General features: G+C 51.0%; 17 protein-coding genes. 9 read left to right on the top strand and 8 right to left on the bottom strand.

Annotation, left to right across the window (positions count from 1 at the left end):
- Positions 1–10: 10 nt before the first annotated feature.
- Together hepT and mntA are read right to left on the bottom strand one after the other, a co-directional pair.
- On the bottom strand, positions 11–457 hold the full coding sequence (gene hepT / locus AEST_RS11605) for a type VII toxin-antitoxin system HepT family RNase toxin (RefSeq protein WP_008609234.1): 447 nt from the start codon (positions 455–457) through the stop codon (positions 11–13).
- Positions 444–842 (bottom strand): type VII toxin-antitoxin system MntA family adenylyltransferase antitoxin, encoded by a 399-nt coding sequence (gene mntA, locus AEST_RS11600; RefSeq protein ID WP_008609233.1) that lies wholly within the window; start codon positions 840–842, stop codon positions 444–446. The genes hepT and mntA overlap by 14 nt, the downstream gene beginning before the upstream one ends.
- A gap of 251 nt (positions 843–1,093) precedes the next feature.
- On the opposite strand from mntA, the gene AEST_RS11595 reads away from it, so the two are divergent.
- From AEST_RS11595 to AEST_RS11585, 3 genes are all read left to right on the top strand, one after another.
- Positions 1,094–2,056, top strand: a complete 963-nt coding sequence (locus AEST_RS11595) for a YihY/virulence factor BrkB family protein (RefSeq protein WP_008609232.1) — start codon at positions 1,094–1,096, stop codon at positions 2,054–2,056.
- Positions 2,057–2,346: 290 nt separating this feature from the next.
- On the top strand, positions 2,347–3,045 hold the full coding sequence (mtgA, locus tag AEST_RS11590) for a monofunctional biosynthetic peptidoglycan transglycosylase (protein WP_008609230.1): 699 nt from the start codon (positions 2,347–2,349) through the stop codon (positions 3,043–3,045).
- Between the two features lie 107 nt (positions 3,046–3,152).
- On the top strand, positions 3,153–3,983 hold the full coding sequence (locus AEST_RS11585) for a DNA ligase (protein WP_008609229.1): 831 nt from the start codon (positions 3,153–3,155) through the stop codon (positions 3,981–3,983).
- Positions 3,984–4,051: 68 nt separating this feature from the next.
- Here the strand turns inward: AEST_RS11585 and AEST_RS11580 are convergent, their stop codons facing one another.
- The 4 genes from AEST_RS11580 to AEST_RS11565 form a co-directional block, all read right to left on the bottom strand.
- Positions 4,052–4,969 (bottom strand): DMT family transporter, encoded by a 918-nt coding sequence (locus AEST_RS11580; RefSeq protein ID WP_008609228.1) that lies wholly within the window; start codon positions 4,967–4,969, stop codon positions 4,052–4,054.
- A gap of 129 nt (positions 4,970–5,098) precedes the next feature.
- Positions 5,099–5,545, bottom strand: coding sequence for an SRPBCC family protein (locus tag AEST_RS11575; RefSeq protein ID WP_008609226.1), 447 nt, complete (start codon positions 5,543–5,545; stop codon positions 5,099–5,101).
- Positions 5,545–5,853: a HigA family addiction module antitoxin gene (locus tag AEST_RS11570; RefSeq protein WP_008609224.1), complete on the bottom strand. Its 309-nt coding sequence runs from the start codon at positions 5,851–5,853 to the stop codon at positions 5,545–5,547. The genes AEST_RS11575 and AEST_RS11570 overlap by 1 nt, the downstream gene beginning before the upstream one ends.
- Entirely contained in the window at positions 5,853–6,131 is a 279-nt protein-coding gene (locus AEST_RS11565; protein WP_008609223.1) for a type II toxin-antitoxin system RelE/ParE family toxin, read from the bottom strand. Before AEST_RS11565 ends, AEST_RS11570 begins: the two co-directional genes overlap by 1 nt.
- 205 nt (positions 6,132–6,336) lie before the next feature.
- Here AEST_RS11565 and AEST_RS11560 point away from each other — a divergent pair, with 205 nt between their 5' ends.
- Complete coding sequence (locus tag AEST_RS11560; RefSeq protein WP_008609222.1) at positions 6,337–6,756, top strand: acyl-CoA thioesterase; 420 nt, start codon at positions 6,337–6,339, stop codon at positions 6,754–6,756.
- Between the two features lie 39 nt (positions 6,757–6,795).
- On the opposite strand, the gene AEST_RS11555 is transcribed toward AEST_RS11560, so the two are convergent.
- Positions 6,796–7,401, bottom strand: coding sequence for a DUF502 domain-containing protein (locus tag AEST_RS11555; RefSeq protein WP_008609221.1), 606 nt, complete (start codon positions 7,399–7,401; stop codon positions 6,796–6,798).
- 227 nt (positions 7,402–7,628) lie between these two features.
- On the opposite strand from AEST_RS11555, the gene AEST_RS11550 reads away from it, so the two are divergent.
- Positions 7,629–8,252 carry a LysE family translocator gene (locus tag AEST_RS11550; RefSeq protein WP_008609220.1) on the top strand — a complete coding sequence of 208 codons (624 nt, stop codon included), beginning with the start codon at positions 7,629–7,631 and terminating at the stop codon, positions 8,250–8,252.
- A gap of 152 nt (positions 8,253–8,404) precedes the next feature.
- Positions 8,405–9,865 carry an aminoacyl-histidine dipeptidase gene (locus AEST_RS11545; RefSeq protein WP_008609219.1) on the top strand — a complete coding sequence of 487 codons (1,461 nt, stop codon included), beginning with the start codon at positions 8,405–8,407 and terminating at the stop codon, positions 9,863–9,865.
- Between the two features lie 175 nt (positions 9,866–10,040).
- Here the strand turns inward: AEST_RS11545 and AEST_RS11540 are convergent, their stop codons facing one another.
- Positions 10,041–10,436: a lipocalin family protein gene (locus tag AEST_RS11540; RefSeq protein WP_008609218.1), complete on the bottom strand. Its 396-nt coding sequence runs from the start codon at positions 10,434–10,436 to the stop codon at positions 10,041–10,043.
- A 149-nt stretch (positions 10,437–10,585) separates the two neighbouring features.
- On the opposite strand from AEST_RS11540, the gene AEST_RS11535 reads away from it, so the two are divergent.
- The 3 genes from AEST_RS11535 (at position 10,586) to AEST_RS11525 (ending at position 13,966) form a co-directional block, all read left to right on the top strand.
- Positions 10,586–10,834, top strand: a complete 249-nt coding sequence (locus AEST_RS11535) for a TIGR03643 family protein (RefSeq protein ID WP_008609217.1) — start codon at positions 10,586–10,588, stop codon at positions 10,832–10,834.
- A gap of 80 nt (positions 10,835–10,914) precedes the next feature.
- Positions 10,915–12,372, top strand: coding sequence for an NAD-dependent succinate-semialdehyde dehydrogenase (locus AEST_RS11530; protein WP_008609216.1), 1,458 nt, complete (start codon positions 10,915–10,917; stop codon positions 12,370–12,372).
- Between the two features lie 94 nt (positions 12,373–12,466).
- Positions 12,467–13,966 (top strand): sensor domain-containing diguanylate cyclase, encoded by a 1,500-nt coding sequence (locus AEST_RS11525; RefSeq protein WP_008609213.1) that lies wholly within the window; start codon positions 12,467–12,469, stop codon positions 13,964–13,966.
- Positions 13,967–14,122: the final 156 nt, after the last annotated feature.

Raw genomic sequence — 14,122 nt, 5'->3', positions numbered from 1 at the left:
TCAACAGGTCTTATTGTGGGGATGTAAAAGCCTCATCTTTGCTGAGCAGCAGTTGGCTGAACTCGCTAAAATCATCTAATCGCTGAGTAATCACATACTCGGTTATTGCCAGTTGCAGACGTTGATATTCATGCACAGCAATATTTCTAAAGCCGACCATCTTTTTCATCTTTTCGGCTAATTCCGCTGGTAAGAAGTTTGCTGTGGCAAGCAGGGTAAATACATCACGCGAACTTTGCGGTATACCTAGTTTGTATTTGCGGATCAGATGTTGGCCCATATCCAGTGCCGCTTCACAAGCGCGCTGGATATTTAAAATCGCGGCATCCTGACGGGTAAAGTTGCTGGCGAAACTGAGCGGATCTTGCTGATATTCATCCCGTGCTCGCTTAACACAGCGCTCGATAGTCGCAGCTTTATTCAGTAATACATCATCCGGTAGCTTAGTTACGGCCATACACTGCTCCCTGTTCTCTAATATCCTGCACTAAACCAGCGCGGGCCTCGTTTAGTGCCGTCATTTGTGATAACACCATGGCTTCGTATATACCGACGCTGCTGTCGATAGCGTACAGGCATTTACCGGTGGTGAGGATTTGATACTGCATAACGGTAGTGGCGGCGCGAAAGTCGAGTAGATCGACTTCGCAGTTCGCCAGCTCAGCAAGGTCACTGCTAATATCCCAAAGTTCAATCACATCGGCATAGCCTGCGACCAGCACAGCTAAATCTAAGTCACTGTTTTTATCGGCGGTGCCTGTTACCTGGCTGCCAAAGGCGTAAACTGCCATTAAATTTGGCAACCGTTGTTGTAATAACTGCAGTATTGGTAAGAAATTCAAACCGGGCCCCGCGTTGCAGATGGTTAGCTGATAAACGCAGTGTAACCCTTGCTCTAGAGTAGGGCAAATGGTCAGCTCTGGGGCACTAGGCTTGACGTAAGTGATTGTGATTTAGTGTCTTAACAGGCAAGCTTAGCGATAACCTCCATGGTAATGGCTAAACTGACTTTTGTGCTGACACTTTCTTGCTATCATAGACCACTGATACAAACAGAAATAAAGCGCGCGTCGCGGCAAAGGTAATATCGGGCATGCTGAGTAATATCTTCAATAAACTTCCCAACACAGTGCGGCACTGGCTGAGTATTCTGGCGGCAGCCTTTCGGCATTGGCTTGATAGCCAGGCCTTTATTTATGCTGCCGCGCTGGCATTTTTTACGGTGTTTTCGATTGCGCCTATTTTAGTGGTCGTGGTGGCACTGGTCGGGCTGGTTATTGGTGAGCGGGCGGTGCAAGGGGAGTTATTTACCCAGCTCGAAGAAACTTTAGGGTCAGAAGCGGCTGGAGTGATACAGACTGCCGTGGTTAATTCGCAAATTGATCAAAGCGGCTTTATCCCGGCGTTAGTCGGTATTGTTGCCACCATTATTGGTGCTACCACAGTGTTTGCACAGATGCAGCAATCTCTGAATCAGATCTGGGGTGTAGCACCGCGGCCAAAGCGTAACAACCTTTGGGCGCTGCTGAAAAGCCGCTTGTTATCGTTAACCATTATTCTGGCGATTGGTTTTATTATGATGGTGTCATTACTGCTGTCGGTGGCACTGCGTAGTGTAATGGCGTTTGCGGAGGAATGGTTGCCCGTGCCCGCTTGGGCGATGGTGGGTATGGAATGGGGCCTATCCTTACTGGTGATCACCTTGCTATTTGGCGCCATGTTTAAAATTTTGCCCGACGTACTGCTGGCCTGGCGTGACGTACTATTAGGGGCCTTTATTACCGCCTTGTTATTTACTATCGGTCGTTCTTTTATCTCTGTTTATCTGGCCTATACCGCGACAGCCTCGGCTTACGGCGCTGCCGGTTCTTTGGCATTATTACTGCTATGGGTGAATTATTCTTCGATGATTTTGTTGTTTGGCGCGGCCTTTACCCGTGCCCATCTGGAAGGGCGAGGTAAGCCTATCCGGCCGAAAAATGTTGCGGTATGTGTGCATCGGGAGCTTATCATCGACTCGCCGCCGAATGAGCAAACGGGTACTAGGGCGTGTTGACGTTTGCTGCTTAGATTTTGTTCGCACTGGCGGCGCTTTGATCGCGAAACGAGGAGCGCGGTTTAGTTATTCTAAATAAGTGACGAGTGACAAAGAGCAAAGTGCCGCCAGCGCGAACCCTTCGGGCAGCGTTTGGCTGGCGTTTCTACTGCGTTATCGCTTGTTCATGTAGAATAACTACACATCACAAGCTCTGCCTTGTATAAACACCAGCCAAACGGCTGCAAAAACAAGCAGCAAACGTCAACACGCCCTAATAATTGACGGTTGCAAGTGACTAAAGAGGCAAGATGACAGAGCAGAAGCGCGGTGTATTCGGTTGGCTTAGGTTGCTATGTTGGCGTGCCTTGCAGCTGGCACTGCTATTGTTAGCGTTGGTCTTAATTTTACTTCTGATCTTACGTTTTGTGCCGCCGCCTACCACCGCCTTTATGCTGCAAAGCCCGTATCCGGTGCAGCAGCAGTGGATCAACATAGCACAATTGCCGCCACATGTACCGCTGGCGCTGGTGGCGTCAGAAGATCAGCGCTTCCCGCAGCACTTTGGTGTCGATATCAATGAAATCCGTAATGCGTTGGAGCGCTTTGACGATGGCGGCGGTTTGCGTGGCGCCAGTACCATCACCCAGCAAACGGCAAAAAACCTGTTGTTATGGCCTGGCCGCAGTTTGCTGCGAAAAGGGTTGGAGGCAGCTTTAGCGCTAAGTCTGGAAGGGCTTTGGGGCAAAAAGCGTATTCTGGAGGTATATCTGAATATCGCCGAATTCGGACCCGGTATTTATGGTGTGGAAGCGGCCAGTCAGTATTACTTTGGTAAATCAGCCAGCCAGTTAAGCCGCAATCAGGCTGCCAGATTAGCAGTGCTGTTGCCAAGCCCGCGCCGGCGCGATCCGAATCAGTTAACACCCTACCTACAGCAACGCGTCAGTTGGGTTGAACAACAGATGCGGCAACTGGGCGCAGGCTATCTAAAACCGGTACTGGATTAACCCGCGTTAGCCTTTTGTCACCGTTTTCAGTCTTGCCAGTATCCAGCTAAGTTGCGCTCAGGCGCTCAGCGGCTACACTCATTATTTTGCATAAAGGAAGCAAAATAATGTTTAAAATGTTAATTTTTTTGCTGGTGCTCGGTAGTTTTCCACTATTGGCTGTGACAAAGCCTGATCTGCTGTTGGCACAGGATTATCAGAATAATATTGATGTTAGTCAGTATTGGGTAAGTGAAAAGCTGGATGGTGTGCGGGCTTACTGGGATGGCAAACAGCTGATTTCCCGTGGTGGCAATATTATTCAGGCGCCAGCCTGGTTTACGGCTGACTTTCCACCACGGCCGCTCGATGGTGAGCTGTGGCTTGCCAGGCAGCAGTTTGCACAAATCTTAAGTACGGTGAGCAAGCAGCAGCCAGTGAGCAGTGAGTGGCAGCAGTTAGCCTATTATATTTTTGAACTGCCGCAGGCAGAGGGGACTTTTACTGAACGGATCAGGATGATGCAACTGCTGGTACAGCAGCAAAATAGCCCTTATCTGCAGGTAGTACCGCAGTTTCGCGTTGCGGACAGAGCAACCTTACTGGCAACGTTGGCACAGCTGGAGCAGGCTGGCGCTGAGGGCTTAATGCTGCATCATCAGGATGCGCACTATAAAACCGGCCGCAGCGCAGATTTGCTTAAACTTAAAACCTATCAGGATGCCGAAGCGACAGTGATTGGCTATCGGCCTGGTAGGGGGAAATATCAGGGCATGGTAGGGGCGCTTATTGTCAGAACACCTGAAGGGCTGGAGTTTGCTATTGGCAGCGGCTTAACCGATGCCTTGCGGCAAACACCGCCGGCCATCGGTAGCGAAATTACTTATCGTTATAATGGTTACACCAGCAAGGGTATACCGCGCTTTGCCCGATTTTTACGGGAGCGACAGGCGTTCTAGCCACGCTGCTATCGTTTTTAAGCTGGTACTTCGATAGGTTTCAAAGCGACTTAACTCTGCTACGCACCTCAGTTGGCTAGCTTTGGCTGCTCACGGTTAAGCAGGGCCCGAATGCGATCAAAAGGCGTTAGTACTATGGCATTCCCCAGCAGCACCAGCGCAAAGCCGCTAAAGGTGTAACTGGTCCAGTGAAAATCTTCAAACAGGGTACTTAGCACCACTGCCACTAACGGGAACAGTACTATGGTGTAGCTGGCTTTTTCCGGACCAATTTGTTTTAGCAGCGCAAAGTAACTGGCAAAAGCAATCACCGAACCAAATACCGCGAGGTAGACCAGCGACAGCAGATAGGCCGGCTCAGTACTAAAAGTAAAGCTGTGGCCCTTGATCAGTGCGGCGGCCAGCAGTACCAGGCTGCCATACAGCATACCCCAGGCATTGACCTGCATAATCGGCATTTGCTCCCGCGAATTGCGCACACTGACCATATTGCCAAAGGACGCTGACAGAGCGCCGGATAAGATCAGGATTAAGCCAAGTAAACTGGTGTTGGTGAAATCGATACCGTCCAAATCCGGCCAGAACAATACGACAATACCGGCGATACCGAGCAAGGCGCCAAAATAGATACGTTTAGCAACCGGTTTGCCGAAAAACAGCCGGGTGTTAATAATGTTCATCAGCAACATGGTTGTAAAGGCAATCGCCGTCATGGCTGAAGTCAGATATTGCTGCGCCTGATAGATAAACAGGAAATTCAGCGCAAAATTCAGGCTGGCCAGCAGCAGAATAAAGCCATGCTGGCGCAGCGAAAAACGCATATCCAGCTTGCGATACCAGCAGTACAGCCACATCAGTGCCGCAGCCAGCGCAAAGCGATACAACAACGAGACTTCAATGGCCACTTCGCCCAGCTGAAACTCAATGGCAAACCAGGTCGAACCCCAAATCAGGACGGTAATCAGATACAGCAGGATATTTTGCATTGAAGGTAATCGCGCAGGGCAATAACAGGGCTGCGATCATAAAGCCTTGTGCGCACTGAAAACAGTAGCCGGTAAAGAAAAATTATTTGCGTGCTCAAACAATGGTGTATAGCGGGGCTTTCGTCTCAGTTAATCGCTGACCTCCTGCTCCGTCAGCAGCGCCAGTAGCTGCAAGGATTCCTGCCAGCCGGCATAACAGAATTCAGCCGGGATGGCTTCCGGTACACCGCTTTGCTCGATCGTCAGTTCGGTGCCTATTAATACCGGCTTTAAGCGGATCGTTACCTGCATCAGGCCGGGCAAATTAGGGTCGTCAAACTGGTCATTCAGGCGGATCAGGCTATTGGGCACTAACTCGAGGAAAGTGCCGGCAAAGCTATGGCTTTTGCCGCTGCTAAAGTTAGTGAAAGCCATTTTATAACCACCGCCAACCCGGGCGTCCATACGCAGTACCCGGCAGGTAAAACCGTACGGTGGGTACCATTTTACTAACGCCTCCGGCTCTATAAAGGCGCGATAAACCCGCTCTGGCGGGGCCTTTATTACCCGATGTAGGGTAATGGTATTGCCTGACATTATGCATCTCCTGCAATAAGGGAGGGACGGCGTAACCGCTGTAGTCTGGAGACATCAATTTTCTGCTTAGCATGCCATAGATCGTAGGCATCCTGCATACCCATCCAAACATGCTCTGAGCTACCAATCACGGCAGAGAGGCGAATAGCCATCTCAGGTGACATGTCGGACTTACCACTAATCAGCCTTTGTACTGTAGAGGGGGCAACATCCAGCGCTAAAGCCAGCTTACGGGCGCTAATATCCAATGCTTCGATGGCCTCTTTGATCAGCTCCCCCGGGTGAGGTGGGTTATACATATTAGCCATTAGTGATAATCCTCATAGTTAACGATATAAACATCACCGTTACTCAGCTCAAAAGTAATACGCCAGTTACCGGTAACGGTAATCGACCATTGACCTTTGCGCTCTCCGGTCAACGGATGCAGGAAAAAGCCGGGCAGATCGATATCTTTAATCTCTTTGGCTAGATTTAGTACGCTAAGTCGGACACTAATTTTCTTAGCCTGTTTAGGATCAATACCCGCGGTTGACCCTGTTTCAAAGAATTTTTTCAATCCTTTGTGCTTAAAGCTTTTAATCATAGTCATTGACGCAGAGTTGGGTGTTGCGCTATACGCAGCATAGCAGGGTGGTGCGTATAGCGCAACGTTGTGGTTAAATATTGGTCATCGTTTAGATGCTTGAATTCTGTGCATCTGTAGCCATCATTAAACCTATTGCGAGATTGGTGCAAAACGCCAACAGGGATATACTTAACGTTCAAACAATGATGTTACAGGTGAGAAGATGCGTTTTTTAAGCCGTCGGTTGGTGATGCAAGGTGATTTAAATTATGCCAATGCCCTCTTTGGTGGCAGGGCATTAGAATGGATAGACGAGGAAGCGGCGATTTACGCCATTTGTCAGTTAGAAACCAATAGCCTGGTGACCAAGCATATGGGCGCCATCAGTTTTGAAAGCCCGGCTAAGCTGGGTGATGTAGTCGAGTTTGGTTTGGCCACCAAAGCGGTGGGCCGAACCTCTATTACTGTAAGCTGTCTGGTGCGTAACAAGGCCACCAAAAAAACCATCTGCTTTGCCGATGATATCGTTTTTGTGCGGGTAGATGCGCAAACGCAACGGCCAGAGCCGCACCATAAAACCTTAGAGATGTTGCAGTCCCAGACGTTAAAAGAGCTGCGCACTTTAAATCTGGATCTCGAATAACAGCAAGCAACGCCGGGGGGCTGTCTTCGATAGCGGCGCTTATGATTTTCCCGGCGCTTTGCTGCTACCCAAACCACCGCTAAGCACCAGTTGCAGGGCTTCGGCGGGCTTCATATCAAGGCTGCGGGTGCAACTGCGTGGCACTATAATGGTGTAGCCGCCGACGTTGTAGGCCATCGGGATAAACACCGCCAGTTGTTCTTCCTGCATCAGTGACGACATCCGGTCTTCTGCCTGGCCGCCTTGTTTGGTAACAATGCCAATCAGTTCAATCTCAGATGATGGCAGTTTCACCATCACCACCGAACCATCACTAAAGTTCTTGCCGGCCATCACATCAATTAAATCTTGCAACATGCCGTAAATTTGCTTGCTGCCCGGCAGTTTCATTAATACCTTGCCCGGTAACTGCCAGAGCCAGTTCACACCAGCCCAGCGCGAGCTAAAACCAATTACTGCACAGGCGATCACAAAACACAGTATTGCCGTGCCAGGCAGATACCAGCTGGCCGGGATCAGCAATTGCACCACAGGGGCGAGTACGCTTTCGATCGTGGTCAGCAGCCAGCGTAGCAGCTCGATAGTAATAATTAACGGCAGTACAATCGCCAGGCCTTTTAATAAACTTCTTACCACTATTTTCATCAGGGATTTCAATCTGCAACAGTCAAAGTAGCGCTAGCATAACAGTGATCAGGAAGCGGGCGCCAGTCTGGGGCTGGTTGACCTTTGCAGATTATAATTTGTATATCTGGCAGTGTTTTAACGGTGCAACGACGTGCGGGGTTAAACAGATTGATCAAAAATTAGTTTAGCTATTGCTGCAATAGGCGGAAATCGCCAGAATAAGCGGCGAGTCTACCGGGGTACTTATGGTTAATCTGACATTATTGGGCGCTTTTATTCCCACCTTCTTATTTGTTTCTGTGACGCCCGGCATGTGTATGACGCTGGCCATGACCTTGGGGATGAGTCAGGGCGTGCGTCGTACCTTCTGGATGATGTGGGGCGAGATGCTGGGCGTGGGTTTAGTTGCCATGGCGGCGGTATTAGGCGTAGCCGCTCTGATGCTGAAGTTTCCGGACCTGTTTCAGTGGTTTAAACTGCTTGGTGCCGCCTATCTAACTTATATTGGCATCCAAATGTGGCGTGCCAAAGGCAAACTGGCGGTGCCGCGGTTGGGCACAGCGTCGGTGTTACTACCGCGGCGAACCTTGTTTAGTCAGGGCTTTATTACCGCCGTGTCTAACCCCAAAGGCTGGGCCTTTCATATGGCGTTATTACCGCCCTTTATCGATAGTAAGCTGGCGTTTTGGCCGCAATTACTGGTGTTGGTGGCCATTATTTTGCTGCTGGAGTTTGGCTCCATGCTGCTATATGCCAGTGGCGGCAAGGCGCTGGCGCTGTTTTTGACGAAAACCAACCGGCTACAGTATTTAAACCGCATTGGCGCCAGCCTGATGTTTGGCGTCGCTGTCTGGATGTTAGTGGGTTAAAGCCGTCAGTTGTAAGAAATAGCTGACGACTGTCTATCCGGCTTTACGTTATTAATCGCAGCCCGCCGGCGATTAGCCGGTGGCTTATGCGCCTGCGATACAGGTTGTGATAAAATCACGACAATTTCTCTGCCCCTTGATCAGGAGTTGTTGTGACCGCTATTTCCAGTTTATACCCGCAGCCGCTATGGCAATGGTTCGCTCAAATCTGTGCTATCCCACATCCGTCCAAACATGAGCAGGCGCTTAGCCGGCATATTCAGGCCTGGGCCCGCGATAAAGGTTTAACCGTCGTGGAAGACAAGGTAGGCAACCTGATCATTAAAAAGCCGGCGACAGCGGGGATGGAAAACCGCAAAACCGTAGTGATCCAGGCGCATCTGGATATGGTGCCACAAAAAAATGCCGATAAGGTGCACGACTTTACTAAAGATCCTATTGATGCCTATGTCGATGGCGAATGGGTCACGGCCCGGGGCACCACGCTGGGTGCAGATAACGGTATTGGTATGGCGTCGGCGCTGGCTATTTTAGGTAGTGACGACATTAAACATGGTCCGTTAGAGGTACTGTTAACGATCGACGAAGAAGCCGGTATGACCGGTGCCTTTGGTCTGGAAGCTGGCCTGCTCGACGCCGAGATCCTGATTAATACCGACTCGGAGCAGGAAGGCGAAATCTATATGGGCTGCGCCGGTGGTGTCGATGCCGAGTTTAGTATCCCCATGCAATGGCAACCGGTACCAGCTGGTCATCAGGCGTACCGTTTAAACCTAAGTGGCTTAAAAGGTGGCCACTCTGGAGTGAATATTCATCTTGGCCGCGGCAATGCCAACAAACTACTGGCGCGTTTTCTGGTTGAGCAGGCGGCAGCACTGGATCTGAAAGTCAGTGAAATCAGCGGTGGCTCGCTGCGCAATGCGATTCCGCGTGAAGCGGGCGTTACCGTAACGCTGGCCGCAGATAACCGCGCCCGCTTAGAGCAGGCAGTAGCCGCCTTTGAAACCCTGATCCGGCAAGAACTGTCAGCCGTGGAGCCGGCGATTAAATTCGCCGTAGCCGAGACCATTTTACCGGCCCAGGTGATGAATAATGACAGCCAGCATAAGGTACTACACCTGCTTAATGCCTGCCCGAACGGTGTCGTGCGGATGAGCGACGATATTGCCGGTGTGGTAGAAACGTCATTAAACCTGGGTGTCGTTACCACCACCGGCGATACCGTTCAGGTGGTCTGTTTAATCCGTTCGCTGATCGACTCCGGCCGCGAGCAGGTTGAGAGCACCCTGGCATCATTAGCGGCCCTGACTGGTGTTGCGGTGAAGTTCAGTGGTGCTTATCCGGGTTGGAAGCCCGATCCAGCTTCGCCGGTGATGGCGATTGTTAAAGATACTTATCAGGCAATCTATAACAAAGAGCCGGTGATTATGGTGATCCATGCCGGTTTGGAATGCGGTTTGTTTAAAAAGCCGTACCCAGAGATGGATATGGTGTCGATTGGCCCAACTATCCGCTACCCACATGGTCCGGATGAGATGGTTAATATCGAAACTGTCGGTCAGTACTGGCAGTTGCTGCTGGCGGTTTTAGAGCGGATCCCCGCGAAAGCTTAATTTCATTTTTAGAGTAACAATACGCCGGCCTGTGCAAAGCGCAGTGCCGGCGTTTTTTTGCGCTAGCGACAAGGCGCCAGCCAGATCAGCTGATCCAGAGCAATGCCAAGTCGCTCGGCTTCAGCCAGATAGGGCGCACATTCTGCAGCGGATAACTGCGGCTTGCGGGCCAGAGTCAGGCGTAATCCAGATTAGGCCCGACCACCAGGGCTATCTGGTAATCCGGATCCAGCTTGGCAATATTATAGCCGCCGTAAAAAGGCCCAAAGAATGATACTTTTAAGCGACCAGTATTGCTGTCATCAACAAAGTAGGCTTTGCCGGTTGCACTTTTCCAACGTTGATTAGCGATATCAAAGCCACGGTTTAGCACTGTCACACCGCCATCCTGGCGCAGGCTATATTCGGCCGTTACCTGAGTTAGGCCGCGTTCAAAGCGGTGATCGAGGCGGGCGATTTCATGCCAGGTACCCAGATAGCGCTCCAGCTCAAAAGGGCTGACCGGCGTCACCTTTTCCGGCACACTGGTACAGCCTGCGAGTAATAACAATAACAGCCAATAAAAACGCATAAAAATTTTCTTGCCAGGCAATCGGTTAGCTCAGTTTATACGTTTAATCACCATTATGGTTTTTTGATAAGTCGTTATGGTTCTCAATATTTTTTCGGAGTTTGCACCGCTGGAGCTATATCAGCGTTATGCGGTAATGGAGGATGCCAATGACCTTTAATGATGAGCAGCGCTCGCGCATTATCGAAATGGCGTGGGAAGATCGTACCCCCTTCGAGGCTATTGAAAACCTATATGGCTTGAATGAAAACGCGCTAATTCGCTTTATGCGGGCTGAATTAAAAGCTAGTTGTTTTCGGCTATGGCGGGCCAGAGTCAGTGGCCGTAAAACCAAACATCTGAAATTGCGAAACCCTGAGATTAGCCGCGCTTACTGTCCTACCCAATATAAACGCTAAGTGCGAACAATCGGCGGGTTTATTCCCTCAGCAGGGCATGTTTTAATAGCGGTTATTCCTTTATAAGCAGGGGGCCGCTAATGCTAGCCTTAACTGAGCAGGCGTTACTTAAAACCACATCTTATATCAACGGCCAATGGCTGGCGTCAAAAGCAGGCGTTTTTCAAGTCGTTAATCCGGCGAGTGGTGAAGTGTTAGCAACGGTTAGCGAAGCGGGCGAAACTGAGGCCGTTTTTGCCGTTGAAGCTGCAGCAGCGGCGCAGCCTGCCTGGGCGGCACTGCCCGCTGCGGAACGCGCGGCCATATTATTACGTTGGCAACAGCTACTGCAGCAACATGAAGCGGATCTGGCGTTATTACTGACACTGGAGCAAGGCAAGCCGTTGGTGGAGGCTCGGGCCGAAATTCGTTATGGCGCTGCTTACCTAAGCTGGTTTGCTGAAGAAGCAAAACGTCTCTATGGCGATATTATTCCGCCGGCCGCGCCCGATAAACAGATCCTGGTATTGCGTCAGCCATTAGGTGTCGTGACGGCGATCACCCCATGGAATTTCCCCAATGCGATGTTAATGCGCAAAGCTGCCGCCGCCCTTGCTGCGGGCTGTAGTTTTGTGGTGAAGCCGGCAGCACAAACGCCGTTGTCGGCGCTGGCCTGTGCCGAATTGGCGCAGCGTGCCGGCGTACCGGCCGGCATCTTTAATGTGCTGGTCGGTACTGCGGCCCAACAACTTGGCGAAGTGTTAACCCGGCATCCGCTGGTAAACAAATTTAGTTTTACCGGCTCCACTGCGGTGGGAAAGCAACTGCTAAAACAGTGCGCTGATGGCGTGAAACGCGTTAGTATGGAGTTGGGTGGCAACGCACCCTTTATCGTGTTTGCCAGTGCCGATCTGGACGCTGCTGCCGAGGGGTTAATCGCAGCCAAGTTTCGTAATGCCGGCCAAACCTGTGTTTGTGCCAACCGGGTATTGGTTGACGAGTGTATTCTCGAACAGTTCCTGCAAATCTTATTGCCTAAAGTGCGGGCACTTCAAGTCGGTGCCGGCACTGACCCAAACGTAACTATTGGGCCTTTAATAGAGGCTAAAGCTGTGGCTAAGGTGCAGCAGTTACTGGACGATGCACTGCAGCATGGCGCGCAGTTGCGGCTAGGCGGCAACCCACATCCGGCCGGAGCCTTGTTTTTTGAACCGACGGTGTTGACCGGCGTTACGCCGCAGATGCAGCTATTCCAACAAGAGATTTTCGGGCCGCTGTTGGCGATAACCAGCTTTAGTACTGAACAGCAAGCGATTGCGCTGGCCAATGCCACCGATTATGGCCTGGCCGGCTATTTTTATAGTCAGCTGCTGGGGCAGGTATTTCGGGTGGCACAAGCATTAGAGTTTGGGATGTTGGGGATTAATGACGGGATTATTTCTAATGCTGCTGCGCCTTTTGGTGGGGTAAAACAGTCCGGCTATGGCCGGGAAGGCTCAAAATATGGGCTTGATGATTATACTTACCTGAAATATTTAGCCTTAGGCGGGCTTAGGTAAGTCACTACTTCCGCTTAGTTTTCTACTACACTTATGCTAAACGAACAACTGCAACCGTAGTTAAATAGCCATGACAGACAGGAACAGGAGCGGGATGGACTCACAACTTAGTTTGCTGGCTGGCTATGTCGCCGGCGCCAATTCAATAGAAGATCTGACCCGCCCGATGCTGCGCTTAATTCAGCAACTTACCGGGCTGGAGTCGACCTACCTGACCAGTATCAATTTTCCGGCCGGTGTGCAACGTATTGAGTATGTGTTAAATGCTGGCAAGCTCCAACTACCGGAAGGGTTGGAAGTCCCCTGGCATGACACCCTATGCAAAAGAGCACTGGAAAGTGGCCGTTTTATAACCAGCGATGTAGCTGCAACCTGGCCGGACTCGGCAGCGGCGAAAGCGTTGGGGTTGCAAACCTATATGAGTGTGCCGGTCGTGGACGCAGTGGGGGAGGTTTGCGGCACACTTTGTGGTGCTAGTTCCCAGCAATTACAGCTGCAGGATCGGCCGGAATTGCTGCAAATTTTACAACTGTGTGCCGAGTTAATCAGTGTGCAGTGGGCACGCGACAGGCAGCAACAAAGCACCCTGCTGCGCGCCAGCCGCGCCGAGCGGGAGCTAAGTACCGTCAAGTTGCTGGCTGCGGTAAGTGATTTTGCCGTTGCTGCTCAGTCGTTGCCTTTGGCGGTAGAGCAGGTCGCGGATTTAATGCGGCAAAGCGGTCAATGGCAGCATATTTTTACTTTTAGCACCGGCGCCGATCAGCAAAGGCTGTGGCAGGAGACGGCACCTGCGGCTGAACTGGAGAGTTGGCTTAGCCAGGCCGATCTTTCCGTGACAGGCTCGAATATACAGGTTCTCCCTGGTGCGACCTGCCCACCGCAGTTCAGTGGTAGCCACAGCTCGTTACTCAATATTTATGATGCGCAGGGTGTGGTTGCAGGGTTGCTGGTGATCAGCGCTAACGATCACCTGACTGGCGAACAGCAGCTGATGTTAAGCGGGATCGGCAATACCTTGTCATTGCTGGCAACGCGCTTACAGGAGCATCAGCAACTTTCTGATTTAAATGAACAGTTAACGTATCACGCCAGGCATGATGCTTTGACCGGGCTGCCAAACCGCCGCTATTTGCTGGAAGAGCTGGAACGTTTAATTGCCCGTGGTAACCGTCAGCAACTCGGGTTTTATTTAATTTTTGTCGATTTAGATAAGTTTAAACAAATTAATGACCAGTTCGGGCATGAAACCGGTGATGAATTTTTACGCCAGGTGGGGCAGCGGCTGAGTGAGTGTTTACGTAAAGGTGACTTTGTAGCCCGCCAGGGTGGCGATGAGTTCGTGATGTTATGTCAGGCGCAGGAAATCTCGAAAGAGCAGGCGCAATTATTGGTGAACCGGATCCGGCAAACCTGCAGTGGTGTTTACTCGTTAGGCACACATAAGGTGTTGTATCACGGGCCCAGTATCGGCACCGTCAGCTGGCATAGTGGTGATAGCCGGGAGCTGGATTTGCTGCTTAGTCTGGCCGATGTGGCGATGTATCAGGATAAGCAGCGGCGCCGGGCTATGCCGGCACCGCAGTTGTTGAACTAGGGCGTGTTGACGTTTGCTGCTTGTTTTTGCAGCCGTTTGGCTGGTGTTTATACAAGGCAGAGCTTGTGATGTGTAGTTATTCTACATGAACAAGCGATAACGCAGTAGAAACGCCAGCCAAACGCTGCCCGAAGGGTTCGCGCTGGCGGCGCTTTG

The organism is Alishewanella aestuarii B11 (assembly GCF_000280055.1).
Taxonomy (GTDB): domain Bacteria; phylum Pseudomonadota; class Gammaproteobacteria; order Enterobacterales; family Alteromonadaceae; genus Alishewanella; species Alishewanella aestuarii.
This window is presented reverse-complemented; position numbering and strand designations above follow the sequence as displayed.